Annotated in this window: 12 protein-coding genes; all 12 read left to right on the top strand. The window is 39.1% G+C overall.

Features of this window, described 5'->3' with window-relative positions; all coding sequences use genetic code 11:
• Positions 1-849, top strand: an 849-nt coding sequence (rfbD, locus tag AC4E96_RS09065; protein WP_490255593.1) for a dTDP-4-dehydrorhamnose reductase, incomplete at its 5' end; no start/stop codon positions are given.
• 114 nt (positions 850-963) lie between these two features.
• Positions 964-1,686: a hypothetical protein gene (locus AC4E96_RS09060; RefSeq protein WP_490255592.1), complete on the top strand. Its 723-nt coding sequence runs from the start codon at positions 964-966 to the stop codon at positions 1,684-1,686.
• A 4-nt stretch (positions 1,687-1,690) separates the two neighbouring features.
• Positions 1,691-3,334, top strand: a complete 1,644-nt coding sequence (locus tag AC4E96_RS09055) for a glycosyltransferase family protein (RefSeq protein ID WP_490255591.1) — start codon at positions 1,691-1,693, stop codon at positions 3,332-3,334.
• Between the two features lies 1 nt (position 3,335).
• Positions 3,336-5,393, top strand: coding sequence for a hypothetical protein (locus AC4E96_RS09050; RefSeq protein ID WP_490255590.1), 2,058 nt, complete (start codon positions 3,336-3,338; stop codon positions 5,391-5,393).
• A 262-nt stretch (positions 5,394-5,655) separates the two neighbouring features.
• Entirely contained in the window at positions 5,656-7,128 is a 1,473-nt protein-coding gene (locus tag AC4E96_RS09045; RefSeq protein ID WP_490255589.1) for a glycosyltransferase, read from the top strand.
• Positions 7,118-8,353, top strand: a complete 1,236-nt coding sequence (locus tag AC4E96_RS09040) for a glycosyltransferase family 4 protein (RefSeq protein WP_490255588.1) — start codon at positions 7,118-7,120, stop codon at positions 8,351-8,353. Before AC4E96_RS09045 ends, AC4E96_RS09040 begins: the two co-directional genes overlap by 11 nt.
• A 242-nt stretch (positions 8,354-8,595) precedes the next feature.
• Complete coding sequence (locus AC4E96_RS09035; RefSeq protein ID WP_490255587.1) at positions 8,596-10,512, top strand: LicD family protein; 1,917 nt, start codon at positions 8,596-8,598, stop codon at positions 10,510-10,512.
• A 37-nt stretch (positions 10,513-10,549) separates the two neighbouring features.
• A complete protein-coding gene (locus AC4E96_RS09030) occupies positions 10,550-11,896 on the top strand; it encodes a LicD family protein (RefSeq protein WP_488033799.1) in 1,347 nt (448 codons plus the stop codon).
• Between the two features lie 26 nt (positions 11,897-11,922).
• The gene (locus tag AC4E96_RS09025) at positions 11,923-12,315 is read left to right on the top strand and encodes an FAD synthase family protein (RefSeq protein ID WP_488033798.1); all 393 of its coding nucleotides are present in this window, start codon (positions 11,923-11,925) and stop codon (positions 12,313-12,315) included.
• The gene (locus tag AC4E96_RS09020; RefSeq protein WP_490255586.1) at positions 12,305-14,134 is read left to right on the top strand and encodes a hypothetical protein; all 1,830 of its coding nucleotides are present in this window, start codon (positions 12,305-12,307) and stop codon (positions 14,132-14,134) included. Before AC4E96_RS09025 ends, AC4E96_RS09020 begins: the two co-directional genes overlap by 11 nt.
• Before the next feature lie 33 nt (positions 14,135-14,167).
• On the top strand, positions 14,168-15,469 hold the full coding sequence (locus AC4E96_RS09015; protein WP_490255585.1) for a hypothetical protein: 1,302 nt from the start codon (positions 14,168-14,170) through the stop codon (positions 15,467-15,469).
• A 19-nt stretch (positions 15,470-15,488) separates the two neighbouring features.
• Positions 15,489-16,269 (top strand): glycosyltransferase family protein (locus AC4E96_RS09010; RefSeq protein WP_490255584.1); only part of this gene is annotated, 781 nt, incomplete at its 3' end.

The raw sequence follows: 16,269 nt of genomic DNA, 5'->3' as shown, positions 1-16,269 counted from the left end.
ACAGTTGTCATTGGCAAGTCTGGCCAATTGGCTTGGGAACTACAACAGTTAAATAAAGATGAGTCATTATTGTTTTTTGGTCGCAACGAAATTGATATTACGTCTCCAGAAAACATCGAAGCTACATTGGGCCACTTAGCTATAAAGGGAATGATCAACGCGTCTGCTTATACGGCTGTAGATAAAGCTGAATCAGAGCCAGAACAAGCCTTTTTAATTAACCGCGACGCTGTTCGTAACCTTGCTGAATTTTGTGCAAAACGTGATATTCATTTAACCCACGTTTCAACTGATTATGTCTTTGGCGGTGATAAAGGAACTCCGTATTTACCTGATGATGAGTACAATCCACAGAGCGTATACGGCGAAAGTAAAATGGCCGGTGAACTAGCCATTAAGGAAGTATTGCCAAATAACAGTGCAATTATCCGTACTTCTTGGGTTTATTCAGCTCATGGCAATAACTTTGTAAAAACTATGTTACGTTTAATGAATGAGCGTGATGAGTTGTCGGTAGTGGACGATCAAATTGGTTCGCCAACCTCTGCATCTGAGCTTGCAAAAGCATGTTTGGCTTTTAGCTCAAATCAAGAGAAGGGCGTGTTTCATTGGACGGATGAAGGTGTTTGTAGTTGGTATGACTTTGCTGTTGAAATCGAAAAGCAAGGGCGTGAACTTGGCCTGTTAAATTCTGTCACAAAAATACACCCTATTCCAAGTAGTGCATATCCGACGCCTGCTAAAAGGCCTAGTTACAGCGTGATGTCTATGATTCTTGAGCAATCAAACTTAAGCCAAACTGATTGGAAAGAAAACCTCAGAAATGTAATTATGGGTTTAAAAACTTGAGAGTAGGAAAAATCAATGGACAACATAAGTACGATCATACGATTTCATAATTGTGCAGATCTAGCATTACTAGAGAGGTCGTTGGATTCATTACACTCTCAGGTTAACGTTTCCGTGACACCAATCATTGTTACACAGAAGTTTAAAGAGCAAGAGGCACTAAAGGTTAAGGAGCTAGTAGATGATATTTGGTACTTCTCTGAACATCAAAAACCCATAATTGTTAATCTTGCTAACCCGAAACATTCAGATGCGCGCTCAGAGCTTATTAATGTGGGGATTAGTCAACATATAAAAACAAAAAACAAATACTTAGCGTTTTTAGACTATGACGACATTTTATATAGTCACGCATATAACCTGTTGATCGAGAGCAATAAAAGGTTACAAGCGGGGTTGTCCTTTGCTTACATAGATGTGTGTAATGAGTTGGTTTTAGACAAATTCTTATTAAAAGAAAGCCTCCAAAAACCATTTAATAGAGGTAATAAAATAGACCTACTCGAAGCTAATTTCTGTCCCTTGCACTCTTATGTAATCAACTGCGATATGATAGATTCAACTGAACTCTACTTTAGAGAGAATATGTCCAGAGTTGAGGACTATGAATTTCTTTTAAGGATAGGTAGTAAAGTTCCTTTGGACTTCAGCAATTTAGATAAGGTCGTTGGTTTGTACTCAATGAGGAATGACGGTTCAAATTCAACACCAAATAATAGCTCTACGAAAAATGAAATAGTCGAAAAGCAAAAAATTTGGCGTCGAAATCAAGAGTTGTTATTACAGTACCGTAGTGAAATTGAAGTTAAATTTTTTGCTCTTGACTTTGTGAAGTAAAGTAATGAAACCTGAATTTAAAGAACTTGTAATCAAATCCCAATTATTCGATCAATCTACTGTCTCAAACCTGAAAGGAAATGTCTTTTCTCTGGAACAGTATCTACAAGATAAAAAATACTGGAGAAAAGAAATTTCGGTTTTTTTTGATGGTTATTTTTACGTTACCTCAAACCCTGACTTGGAATCTTATGGGCATTGCCCTGTTATCCATTACATAAAATGGGGGTTTTATGAAGGTCGCTCCCCATCTAAGTACATTGACATGGAATATATTTTACAGCAACTTTGTGCATTAAGACGTCTTCCGGATCGCTCTTCAGCTATAAAGGCTCTTAAGGATTTTAGTGGCCTGGTTGAATTGTTAAATGAGTTGGATATAAGCCCGTCGCCTTTCTTTGATAATGACTTCTTTCGTAAGGACAATAAACTGGATGGATTAGAAAATATTCCCATTGAGTATGCATTTAAAAAGCGGTTTATAAACGAGAAAGGTAATGAGTATTTGGAAGTAAGTCCTTATTTTAGTTTAAAAGAATATGCGGCACAGAGCCCAGACGTTGTAAAGTCTGGCATGTGTATATTGGGACACTTAATATACTTTGGTTGCAATGATGGGCGGATTTCCAGAGGAGAAAATAGTTTAGATCCTTTTTATTTAGAAAGGATACGTGAACTTTATTTTAATGGTGAGAATCAGGTTTCTACCTTTCAAATCGTAAGAACTGCATTAGCGCAAGGGCTTGCATTAGACTCGTCATCAATTAAAAAGAAAAACCCTGCTTTAAAACACGAGAGTAAAGACAAAAAAAGGGTAATGGTGGGATGTGTATTATACAAAAACACGGAAGCTGAGGTTTATCGATTAATAGAGTCTTTTAATCGAGAGAAAATACGCACTAATTTACACCAACTTGGTCTGGTTTTTATTGCGAACGATGGTGAACAGTATTCTTATACTAAGATGTTTCCAGAGATTCAATTTATAGATAACCAAGAAAACTTAGGCTTTGGTGCTGCGCACAACGTCCTGATGAACCACGCATTTCAAAAAAATGATCTTTATATAGGTGTTAACCCAGATGGATACTTTCTTAAAGAATCTATTGCAAATGCAATAAATTTTAGTGACTTTTATAATGACAAAGCGTTAATTGAGCTAATCAACACTCCAATAGAGCATCCAAAGTGGTTTGACCCAAATGTCTTTGATACTAATTGGGTTTCCGGCGCTGCTTTTTTAATAAGTAAATACCTACATGAGAAAACACATGGTTTCGATGAGAACATACATATGTATTGTGAGGATGTTGATTTGTCATGGAGGGTCAAGTCTGAGGGTTTAATGTTAAAAGTTTGCCCAACAGCAAGATTTCAACACGATGTTACAGACCGCTTTTATACTGAAGAAAACAATGAGTTTAATTTTAGACGAAAACTTATGTTGGAGGGGACTCTTGCGCTCGCATGTCGCTGGGGAGAGGAGAAAGCCATAGCTAAATACAGTAACGAACTGGTTTCTGAGGGCTTCTATGAACACATGGCAGAGGTACCAAAGCCAGCTAAAAACAACTATGCAGATCATAACAATAGAATAAGTAATTTTGCATACGGATTAAGATTTAGTTACAGCCGATATTGGAATTAATATGTATAAAGTTTTATTTGGAGACACGTACATCAGAAAGCACTTTGATTGCGCGTTGAGTTTATTAAATAAGATGACGTCGGCAGATATCTGTCCAATTTTTACCACAACGAAAGAGCTCCCACCTAACGTTGATTGTGATTGTATTGTCTATTTTAATAAGCCTCTGTGTGAGCCTGGTGAAGAATATAAAAACAAAAAACGAGTCCTAATAGATCACGGAGCTAGCAACCTTAAATGGTTTTTGGCAAGTGAGCCTAGATTTAATTTTTTTGATGAAATTATTACTGCTGGACCTGATCATGTCCGATCGATAAGAAGCTTTTTTCCTGATACGACGAGTCGTCCTATTGTTAAAAGCGGAGCATTTATCAAAGCGGCGAGTTTGCATGAGCCTTCAACATATAGTCGTGATGAAATCTGTGAACTTTGTAATTTAGATCCGAACAAACCAATAATATTGTTTGCTCCTACTTGGCATATCAGTGCAAACGTTTCTATGCAAAAAGCTATTGAGGAGCTTACAGGCGTAGAGAATATAGTGACCAGTTTGCACCCAGAGACAGCACATTTAAATACCAAAAATCTAAATGTGACAGAAAATATCAATGGTATTACGTTAGAATTGATGAAGCATTGTGACCTAGTCATTTCAGACACATCATCTACTTTATTTGAGGCTGCGGCAATGGAAAAACCCGCTATTCAAATATTGTTAGCTGAATATTCAGATAACAATTCAACGGTTTTTGACTTACCTCTCGTTGCAGGTACTTGTGAATTGTTTACTGCGGGTCTTACCGCCAAACCATGGGAGTTGAAAGGTAAGATAAAAGATGTATTGCAAGGTAACTATAGCCGCACAGGTCTCCGCAAAATACAAAAAAGCATAACTACCGGAACCTTGATGGCCCCGACTGATGTTGATTTTATTATCGAAGAGTTAAAATTTATATGTCAGTACTCCAGCGAAATAAAGATAGATAGAACCACTTATCACAAAGCGAGTATCCCTCGAGTAATGGAAAAGATGAAGCTGGCAAGTAATAGACTTATTGCTAGGTGCGGAGGAACTTATCTAGATCATATAGCGACAAATTCGAAGGAGAGTATTGAGGCCTCTTACCGGTTGCTCGATACGGTTCAGGTAACATTAACCGAAGACAAAGATAAAAAAATACTTGTTGTAAACCCTGGGTTTGAAAAGCAGTATGGGCTCAAGAAAAAGTTAAATAAAATTTCAGAAGAAGAGTTTTTAAAAGCTAAGTTTGAGTCTGAGTTAACGCCTATTTCCTTAGTTGACTTGCTAAAAACAATAAGACAAAACAAAAAATATTTAATTTTAGATATTAGAAAAACAAGTTTAAGTTATTTAGACTTTGTTACCGAAATTGTTAAATTGGCTAAGGAGTTAGGCGTTTTAAATCAACTAGTTTTTCAAGCGTATTCCAGCTCGGACTTCTCTGACTTAAACCTTTTGGGTGTACAGCACTCAATTTTGGCGACTTGGATGCACTTTTACAAAGATCCTCTAGGTGAGAAGAGTCAAGAGTTTATAGAAAGTTGTTTGCGTTTAAATAACGATATGATTGTTGGTATTAGCGTACCGTTTTCTAATAAGCACATGAAGAAAGACCTGTTGTCAGAACCAAGAGTATTAGACTTTATGGCCTATAAGAAAAGGCTTTATTGCCACGGTGCACCGTTAAACCTTCTATCTGATTTAATGAAGCTAAATTTAGGTCTTTTTATTGATAAAATAGACTATAACATTGAGATAAAAGACGTAAGCTCGGAACTTAAATGGAAAGATTATTTATTTTTAAACAAAGCAATGTTATTCAACGGGGTGGATAACCAGCTAGATGCAATAAAGCATTATTGTAAATATGGTAAAAATGAGAATCGTTTATATCGTTATAGTATTCCAAGCGATTTTAATTGGGCTGTTTACAATAATAAAAATAATGACCTTAAGAGGCTAGGGGTCACGAGCGCAGATAGTGCTAAAGCTCACTGGACAAAGCAAGGTGAGAAAGAAGGACGTGTTTATAAATAGCGGGAACTATTAAATGCTTCCAAACATAGGTTTTAGAGAACCTAAATCCGAAGCTTTTTAACTGCCTAATATATATTCTCTGAAAAAAGTTTATTAATAGGCAGTTATGAATCTAATGAAGCTGGAATTATTCTCAAAGTAAGTTTGGAACTGAATTTAATCTAGATTCTATTTTCTAGCTCGCTAAAATTGCTCTCTCGCAAAATCTTCATTATTTTGGTATAAAAGCCAGTTCAAATTTTTACTAGACGTCTAAAAATAAATGCTTAATTCAAAAATCAAAAGTCTGATCAAAAAAGTCATTCGTTATGACTCAGTCAAAAATCAGATCCTTACCATAGATTTTAACTATTTTACTGAGAACAAAGTGGTGATAGTTGGATGGTGCGCAAACAAAGAAAGCGCTATTTCGACGGGTTTGTCAGCTATCCAAGGCAAAGCGGATGTAGCGATTAAAACAATGGAGTTTCCTCGCTCTGACGTGAAACAAGCGCTTGGCTTACCTTCAAACGAACACGTGTTTGGCTTTTTGGCGGTGCTAGATTGTCCACCCAACCAGTTTAATAATCTTGTCTTCAGTCACTCTGGTATCAATTTCAAGACGACTAATATGCGCATTACAACGGTAGACTCGGTTAAGTCATTGGTCAGTCATGCCGGTCCTAATCCAGAAGACGCCATGGACTTTTTGGTTCAAGCAGGGATTAAGGTTTCAGCGAAAGAAAAAGCCGCACCTGCCGTGGTAAACCGCCCTAAAGACCCTGATATCGAAAGAATTAAGAAAGAACTGGAAGACCTGAAGGTCAACAGTGATGACTTCAGTACTAATCTCGTAAACTCGACGCTACCAAATGTTCAAAAGATTTGGAAAACACGTCAAGCCAAATCAAACAATGTACAAGTTAAAACCTTTGGAGAAATAGCGTCCAAACCAACTATTTCAATCATAGTGCCTTTGTATGGTCGTTATGACTTTATGCAGCTGCAAGTGTCTCAATTTGCGCGCGATCCTGGGTTTAAAGGTGCTGAGCTTATTTATGTTTTAGACGATCCAATTTTGACTCACGAAGTCAACGTAACGGCAAAGGGCATATATGAAACCTTCGGTGTGCCTTTTAAACTCGTATTATCAGAACGCAACTTGGGCTTTTCTGGTGCCAATAATCTAGGTTCTGAATACGCGACGGCAGAGCACTTATTACTTCTAAATTCTGACATTATTCCAAAACATAACGACTGGGTAAGCACCTTACTTAATGAATTTGAACAGGCTGATAATGCCGGCATTATGGGCGCAACGCTAGTCTATGAAGATGAGACGATTCAGCACGCGGGCATGTCCTTTAGAAAAGATGAGCACTTCCCCGGTATTTGGATGAACCACCATCAATACAAAGGCTTTCCAATCGATATTATCAATTTGCCTGACACCTTTGAGTCACCATTAACCACAGGTGCGTGTATGTTGATGAAAACTGAAACCTACAAATCGTTAGGCGGTTTAGAGCCTCTTTATGTATTAGGTGACTTTGAAGACTCAGACCTTTGTTTGAAGGTGCACAACAGCGGCCAAAAAGTTTACGTGACCAGTAAGGTCGTCATGTACCACTTAGAAAGATTGTCACAAGACTTAGTCGATGCTGGCGATTGGAAATTTAAACTAACCTTATTAAATGGTGTATATCAAGTGTCTCGTTGGGAAGGATTAATTCAGGAGTTAGCAGGTGAGCAATAATCAACAACGCATTTTAATTATTTCTCATGGCCACCCTGACATTAACAAAGGTGGCGCGGAAGTCGCAGCATTTAATATGTATAAAGAATATCGCGACCGTGGATTAGACGCGTTCTTTTTAGCAAGAACGGGTCAAACGCCACACGGTGGTGCTTCTTTTTCTACTCGTAACAATACCCATCGAGAAATCATGTTCCATACCACAATGGATGACGGTTTTTTATATTCAAATATCAAGACGCGTCAATTGTGGCAGGAGTTTCGAGATTTATTAATTGCTCTTAAACCTGATGTTGTACATGTCCATCATTACGTATTAATGGGTGTTGAAATCATCGAAGAGATTCGTCGAACTCTGCCTGACTGTAAGCTGGTTTTCACCATTCATGAGTTTTTGGCATTGTGTCATCGCAATGGCTTGATGCTCAAAACAAACGGCAAGTTGTGTTACAAATCAACACCAAGAGATTGCCACGGTTGTTTCCCAGAAAAACAGCCAGGAGACTTCTTCTTACGTGAAAAGTACTTCAAATCGATTTTCTCAAATATAGACCATTTTGTTTCGCCGTCTCAGTTTTTAAAAGACCGATATGTTGAATGGGGTCTGGCAGAAAACGACATTACTGTGATTGAAAATGGTCAGCCTAAAGCTCAAGACGTGATTGCGAAAATGTCTGCAAGTGAAACCGTCAAGTTTGCGTTTTTTGGTCAGGTAAGTCCGTTTAAGGGGATTACGGTTTTATTGGAAGCGCTAAAATACATAGATGAAGAGTATCGTACCTATGTCGTCGTCGATATTCACGGTGCAAACCTCGAGCATCAGTCAGCCGCTTTTAAAAAGAAGGTTGAAAAAGCTGTTAAGAATAGTGATGTGCAGCTCAACTTCCACGGAACATACGAGCCTCACGAAATGCCAAAGTTATTGGCAGGAGCGGACTGGGCTATTGTCCCATCTATCTGGTGGGAAAATTCACCTATGGTGATTCAAGAGTCGTTCAACTACAAAGTACCACTTATTGTCAGTGATATTGGTGGAATGGCTGAAAAAGTCATACACGGTGTTAATGGTTTGCACTTTAGAACGGGTAAGCCGATGAGTTTAGCCGAGACCATGATGGAAGTGGTTAAGGACAGAAGCTTGCATAGTCAATTTGTCGAAAACATTAGCAAGCCGCTTTCCATTGAAAAGTGTGCGGATTTACATTTAGAGATTTACGCTAAATGATATTTTAGCTTTGCAATGTGACAGTTACATTTCATAACGATTAATATTTTGTGATTTTTGGTGTTTTCGCGTAAAATCGCCACTCGTTTAGCCCACCTTAAGGCAGTCTTGTCGTCTTTATATGGTGGGCTTTCTTGTGGGCTGCGCAATGTTATTCAGAGCAGCTTTTTTGAGTTTGTGAAAGAGTGGTAGAGAGGACAAGTTTGATTCGCAATATTAAAGCCAAAGTTAAAAGAACATGGTTGGCATTTTTTACTAAGCAGTACTTAAAGACACCTAGCCAAGTAAAGCTAGAAAAATCAATCTCTAATCTTAAGCCAGAAACAGAGCTACCCAACGTAATTAACGCGCTTTCAGGTTTTGTATTCGGCCCTGTCCGCAATCTATCACCATGGCACTTTGACGTGGATGCCAAAGGCCAGTCCATCACATTTAAAATTACACAAGACAAGCCAGTCAGTCTCAACTTCAACCACGTTGTTATTTGGATCAGAAACTCTGCTGGTAAGCTAAGAAAGTACAAAGGTAAGTACGTTGTTTCTGCAAGTTCTCACGCTAAGAGCTTTGAGGACTTAGGGCGTCCATTAACAGGTGGCGTCGGAAATTCAGTGTCATTTCATTCAAAGCGTGAAGTCAAGCCTTGGTGGCAAGTTGAGCTAGACGGTGAACACCATATCGAATGCATAGAGTTTTTTAATCGTAAAGATAACTTTGGGTCTCGCGCAGCCAGCATTGCGTGTGCAGTTACCAACAAAGCTGGCAAGGTTGTATTTGAACAATCTCGATATCAACTTAATAGCCAGAAAAAGGTACTCGAAGATGAGTTAAAAGCCTCACTTGAAAACATCAACCAATATTACATTGCGCGTGGCATGTCTCAAACGGTTGATAATTTTTATCGAGTCCTGAGAGAATTTATTGCCTCTCATAAAAAATCTGAGAAAGTGAATTTAGCGCAAAGAAACCACGTCAATAGTCACATTATGCACCTCTTTGAGCATTTTGCTTGGAATACACCGGATTTGGCGTTATCCCAAGAAAAGGCAGAGACCCTCAAAATTGAGGACCGTAAATTTGTAAAAGTGGTTTGCTTTAAGCGTCGCTTAGCTAGGCCAATGATGTTGAGCGCTCAGCTTGATCAAGGTGATGTCTTAACGTTAAACGAATCCGGTAAAGCTGGCTTTGAAGCCGAACTACTTCGCCTGAAAAAAGAGTGTTGGCTGTTACCACAACCTCATGTTTTTGATATAGAGATTAATGAGTCAAAAGCAACAGAGCTTAAACTTTGGGCACCTGACATCTACTCTGGTATGGGATCGGTTTTACGTTTGGTTTACACCAGTCAAGACGGAGAAAACTGGCAGGTTCTGGACTCAACTATTGAGGATTTCAAAACCGCTGTCGCTCTTATCACTCTGCGTGAATGGTTATATGGTAAAAAGCAATCACCAGAGTTTACAAAAATTATGGGGCGCTTTTTTGGTGTTTATCGATTGCATAGAGCGCGTGCTTATAAGAAGTTTTTCTTGGGCAATAAAGACAACCTCAAAGTGTACATGGACTCAATTGAAGAGGGCGGAGGTTACTCCACGCACTTGCCTAAGGTTATCTTTACTCGTCATGGCCTTAATGTGCCTTTCAGTGAAATGGACAGTGGCTTTTTAACTCAACGAATGCACGAGTTTTGCAATTTAATCAAAAACGAATTGGGTGCATCGCCATTCCCTTGTTATGGTACATTACTTGGCTTATATCGTGATAAAGACTTTTTACCACACGATGACGATATTGATGTAGCTATTATTGTTGATGGTATTAACGGAAAAACGCCAAGAGAAGTTGCAGAAATTTGGCGCCAAAAAGTGGAAGCACTTGGAATAAAGACGAAATTCCCGACGCCGTATTCGCTTAATTTTCACTGTTATTATGAAGATTGTGATATGGATTTATTCATCAAAGTTAAAAAGCCGAATAAAAATGTTGTGGCAACCCACATGGAGCGTTATCAAATCCGTGATGTTGAAATGGACCTTTTAGAGCCATTGTCGACTTACAACTTTAATGGTTTTGAATTTAGTGTGCCTAATCAAATAGAAGGCTTTTTGGAATCGAGATACGGTCGTGGCTGGACTAAGCCAGACCCGGCGTTTGAGTTATAGCCTGTATTTACGCTATTGAGAAAAGAATAAAGAGAATATGTTAAGAAGAATCGCAAGACGCGTCAAAAGAGCCTTGTTGCCTGTTCAAGAACAACAAACCAAGGTTGAGGCAGCGCCGCAATTTGACTTTGACCAGTTTAAGGCAGAGTTAGAAGCGGCTAAAGGCTTGATTAAAGCTCACGTAGAGCAAAACCCAGTGCTAGAACTAGGTGGTGCCAAACAAGGCGAGCCATTAGTAGCCAAAACTAATAAAAAAGGCCGCTTTGTTCGTTTAAGCCTGCAAACCAAAAAGTCTTTTCATTTAGATACAATTGAAATTTATAACAAAAATGGCGTGAACGTTGCGAAAAATAAGTCAACGATCATTAGTTCCTGTTATGGCGATGACAAAAAGTACAACGGCCAAGGCGCGCTAGAAGGTAAAAAGAATGGTGGCTCCAACTTCCATACTAAAAATGAACAAAGCCCTTGGTTAATTATTGACTTAAACACGGTAAGAAACCTAGATAAAGTCGTGGTTTATAATCGCTCAGGTGAATATGCAGCGCGTGCCAATAGCTTGATGATTGAGGTTTCTCGCGACCTAAAAAATTGGCATTGTATTTTTGACAATTGGGGTGCAGTCAAATCATTTAATGACAACCAACGCTCTCCGGTGGTGGATGCATTATTATTTGCTGCTATTCGCGAAGGCAGTCACGCCAACAAGTTAATCAAGAAGTTAAGAGCTGATGGCCAAACAGAAGCGGCGCTATTACTTCATTCGACAATTAATGAATTGGTTAAAGATAAAGGCGTTGCTCTTGGACCTCACGGTTTTATGAAGACATTTGAGCTTAGTTCGCCAGAACGTATAAACAAGATCATGTCGTCTTTATCCAAAGTCATGAAACTATTAACTGATGAATTTGGCGTTAAAGCGTTTGTTTCGTCAGGCACGTTATTAGGAATTGTTCGGGACGGAAAGCTAATTCCTCATGATGATGACGTTGATATTTGTTACATCAGCCAGTTTGATACCGAGCCAGAAATTCTCGAAGAACGTCAACGAATGGTCGAGTTTTTACAGTCAAAAGGGTATCATTTAAGGCATTCGGGTATCGCGCATTATTGGTGTACGACACCAGAGGGGATAAATTTAGATATCTTCACCGGGTTTGTTGAAGGTGAATACTGCAGCATGAACCCGCTTGAAAGAAAAGGGGTGAGTAAGTCGGACGTCTTGCCCTTACAGGAAAAAGTCGTTAATGGCCACATCATGTTGCTACCAGCAAACCCTGATGCGTTGTTAAAACTCAACTACGGTGAATCTTGGCGCGTACCAGATCCGCTGTGGAGTTTTAATTGGTCAAAATCCAAAAAGCAGTACTCATTTTTATATTGATTGGACATTGGGGCAGTAGGAAATAAATGAAAACAGTAATTACTTTTGGCACGTATGACGTGTTTCACGTAGGTCACGTTAACTTATTGCAGCGTGCCGCTTCTTACGGTGACGCCTTAATTGTTGGTATCTCAACCGACGAATTAAACTACAGTAAAAAGCAACGTTATCCGGTCTACAACCAAAATGACCGAATGAAAATTGTCAATGGTTTACGCTATGTAAACTTGTGTTTCTTCGAAGAGTCTTTAGAGAAAAAGCGAGAGTACATCGAACACTTCAATGCTGATATTTTGGTTATGGGTGATGACTGGAAAGGTAAGTTCGATGAATTTAAAGATATCTGTGAGGTGGTATATTTACCTCGCACGCCTTCAGTGTCGACCACACAGTTAATTGAGGTCATTAGTGGCGACTAATGACGATAATGGTTTGAGAAAAACGGTCTATGTGCACATAGGCCACCTCAAAACCGGAACCACCGCAATACAAAACTGCCTATTTGAACATAGGCAGTTTTTGCTTGAACAGGGTGTTCATTATATCCAAACCGGATTGGCTTCAGAGACGGCAATAGGTCGTCGCCATTACTTTTTGTCTAAAAATATTCTTCAAAAGAAAGAAACAGGTCAGTGTCTCTGGGATAAAGTGAAGTCGGAGATTGAGACTTCAGCTGCGACCAAGTTTGTTATCAGTTATGAGGGCCTTATTAGGTTAGCTCCAGCCGAAGTGAATGTCGTTAGCCAGGCATTAAAAGCATTTGACGTAAAAATCATTTGTTACCTTCGAGATCAAGTTTCATTTTTACAATCCCTCTATCTCGAATATGTTCAAAACCACCAATTTAAAAAGTCATTCAGAGAATTTGAAGGTAGCTTTAATTGGCAAGGGCGCTATTTTGATTTATTGAGTATTTGGCAACACCAGTTTGGCAGCGCGAATATGGTCGTCTCAGACTTTTCTGCAATCGTAAAACAAAAGCGCGATGTAGTAGAGCACTTTATGACAGTTATCGGTGAGCAAAACCACTACAAAGAGATAAAGTCGTCGTCATCGATTGCCAACCCTTCACTCAAGCCTTGGACAGGTTATTTAGCAGCGATTAATAATACTAATCCTAAAAACCTCAGTCAGAGAAGGCAGTTTGCAAGGCAAACCGTAACTGAATTGTGGTCGAGATTAAAAAAAATAAAATGGTTGGTAAAAGATCAAGCATCGCTAGTAACGGCAAAAGGTGCACTTGGACTGCAAGCAAAGTTTGCAGAACAAAACTACCTTCTTCAGCAAGCGTTTGGTGTCGGGCAAGCCTTTAATGACTCGACGATTGCGCAGTCCATAAAGCAAGATAAGAAGCCTCTGGTGTTTTCATTAACCACCTTTAACCGTAAATGGCTATCTTTGGTTGAAAAGAAAAAACACTTAGCACCTTGGTTTGTATTGTGGTTGAAAGTCGAAAACTACGTTACAGCACGCAGTCCCCTTAACCGTAAGAGCCAATTGAACGTCGATGGCTTCCCAATAAGCAAATCGGATGAACAGTATTGGCGTTCATTATTAAATAACTCAATAGAATTGAATAACTCAGCAGTATTGAGTCAGCCGGTAGAAGGTAACGCAAATAATAGCGAAAGCCCAATCACGAATAATACCGAGCAGGTGTCATTTGATTGTATTGTCGACGTAAACTCGATACCGTTAGGACTGTTTCGTCGCTTTTTAATCAACAACTTCCCGGTATTAAATCAGGCAAAAGAGCTTCTCTTGTTAATAGCAAGTGAAGGAAAGACAAAGGGCCAAGCGACAAGCCAAGAGCAAATGACGTCACTACTCGAACTGTTTCGTTTAGAATATAAATGGGTAAGTGATAGTGAGCCGTTAAACAAAGTTACCAAAAGTAATGTTGTTGTGATGTCGGCTTGGGATATTGTTGAGCCAGGATTAATACCAGAGTTAAAAAACTTTTCAGCGAACACCCCGCAAAAAATGATATCCTATTTTGACTTTATTGATTGGCATGACACACCATACAAGAGTGAGCCCGAAGGCTCGGCGATGACGCTTGTTGCCTTGAACAAGGTCGCTGTAGAAAAAAGCCAATTTTCATTAAAGCATTTAGTATCAAACTTGACTGAGCAGACGACAGAATTGGCGACCAATGAAAGCCAATTAATAGCCAATGATTCCAAAGTCCTAGTGCATATTAGACTAAATAAAGTAAGTCACACAGTAATTAATTAAGTAACGCGACAAATTAAGAAATCAAAACAAACAATGTTAAACGTAATTATACATGTGGGGCCAGGAAAAACTGGTACTTCAGCCATCCAGAATTGGATGTTAAAAAACCGCGAAGAGCTATTAAAAGAGGGCATTCATTACCCAGAGCACAACTTAGATGACAATGGAATTAGTTCTGGTAATGCCCGTTCACTTTATGATGTGAAAGATAAAGATTTCACGTTTTCTAAAGAAAAAGCTGAACGACTCATGGACGAAACCACAAAACTTGGCGTGCATACTCTTGTGCTGTCTTCTGAAGCATTTTTCGCACGTATCAACGATCTCATTGCGTTTTTTGATAATGCCCAATATCTTTATTACGTAAGAAGCCCACTAGAGATATTAGAGTCTGGCTACAATCAATCGGTCAAGCGTCACTTTGCAACCGCTCCTCTTAAGCTGGCAAAAAAGCTCCAATTTGGCAACTTGGACAAAATTGACAAACTGATGACAGAAAAACCTGAGCTCGATATTACGTTTCGTTTGTATGGCAAATCGTTTTTTAAAGACGGCGATATTGTTAAGGACTTCCTGGCTCAAATTGGTTACAACAAGCCTATTTCAAGCGGTTCCAAACCGGTTAATTTATCCTATTCTTTTGAGGCCTTAGAGTTCAAACGTCAACTTAATCGATTACCCGATGCACCTTTGCACCATATGCTGGATAGGTTTTTACAGTCATACAAAGGTCAAACGACCTCATTTTCAGTGCTAGAAAAGAGCGAATTTGAGCGATATAGAGTCAGCAGTATTAAGCGATTAAAGTCCTTTAATGAAAAGGTGAATATTGAAAACTTTGACGCTTTTATTAATTACGTTACGAATCAACAGCAAAAGCCAATCGTAAAGCAAAGCAATGAACTTGGTTCGGAACAAGAAATTTGCAAACAGATACAAAGATCTGCCCCGGAATTATATCTTCAACTTTGTGCTAGTGTCTTAGCCGATCCGTACTTTGGTATGCGCGACACGAATGTGGGCCGAGCGTGCATGGCAAATTTGCCCCACAAGCTCAAAGTAAAAAACTGGTTATCTCGCTCATCAACAAACTCTAAAATTGAGCCAATTGCCCTAACAGAAAAAGCACTGTTGAATTACCGTAAGCAGACAAAAGTCCCAAAACGCGTTTCTAATATTGATGTTGTTACCGCCATGGCAACGGTCTTGGAGGTGTCTGGTCAATTAAAGGCGGCTTATGGGGTTATTATTGGCGCGATGGATACTTTAGGTGCCCACAAAAAACTACAAAACAAAGCGCATCAAATCAGCGTTAAATTGTTAAACCAAAAATAAAACGGGTCCCAAGCCTATAATGAAAAGCCTTTATTACATTGCTATCGCGCTCGTTAAAACGATAAAAGCGATTTTACCTAGCTCTCTTTTTCAGTTTTTGAAGAATAACTCAACCTACTTGGCTCTATATAAGAAAATGACAAGAAGCGTGGGACTATCTGGCAGTCTTATTCCTTGGAAACGTCAAAAGTCGACTTATGCTAAGCACGTCAATGAGCAACAAAAGCAACTGGATAAAATAACGACCAACAATACTGCGATGAGTGGTGCGGCGGCAAATGATAAGTTTGTTGTCATTGAGGTAAATACGCCTGTGATAACGTCATCGTTACAGCTTTTGACCAATACACTTCAATCTATTGATAAACAAATTCTTGAGGTGAGACGGGTAATTTTAGTTCCGGTTGAGAGTCAGAGTTCTGGTTTGGCCTCACTAGAGGATTTGGCGCAGAATTTTGCTAAACAATATGGCTTTTCATTTGAGTTGCAAGTTGGTGCACATGCTGTCGTGAAAACAATCGAATCTCTCGGAATAGAAAGTCACTGCTTACTTTTAAATGCCGGTGATGAGCTGACCCACCCTAATGCATTATTAGCGATGAGCCAAGCTCTCGAAGTTGGTGATAGTCACTTTGTCTACACAGATACTGATACCTTAGCTAAAAATAGTGAGAGAGTGACACCAAGATATTTGCCTCAGTGGGACCCGGATCTGTTATTAACAACAGGTTACATTAGAACCGGTGTCTTGATGAAATCAGAGTTGTTGGCGCAAACGACATTTGAAAAAAACACGCATG

The organism is Psychrosphaera sp. (assembly GCF_982872775.1).
Note: the sequence above shows the minus strand (reverse complement) of the source record. Positions and strands in the feature narration are given on the sequence as shown.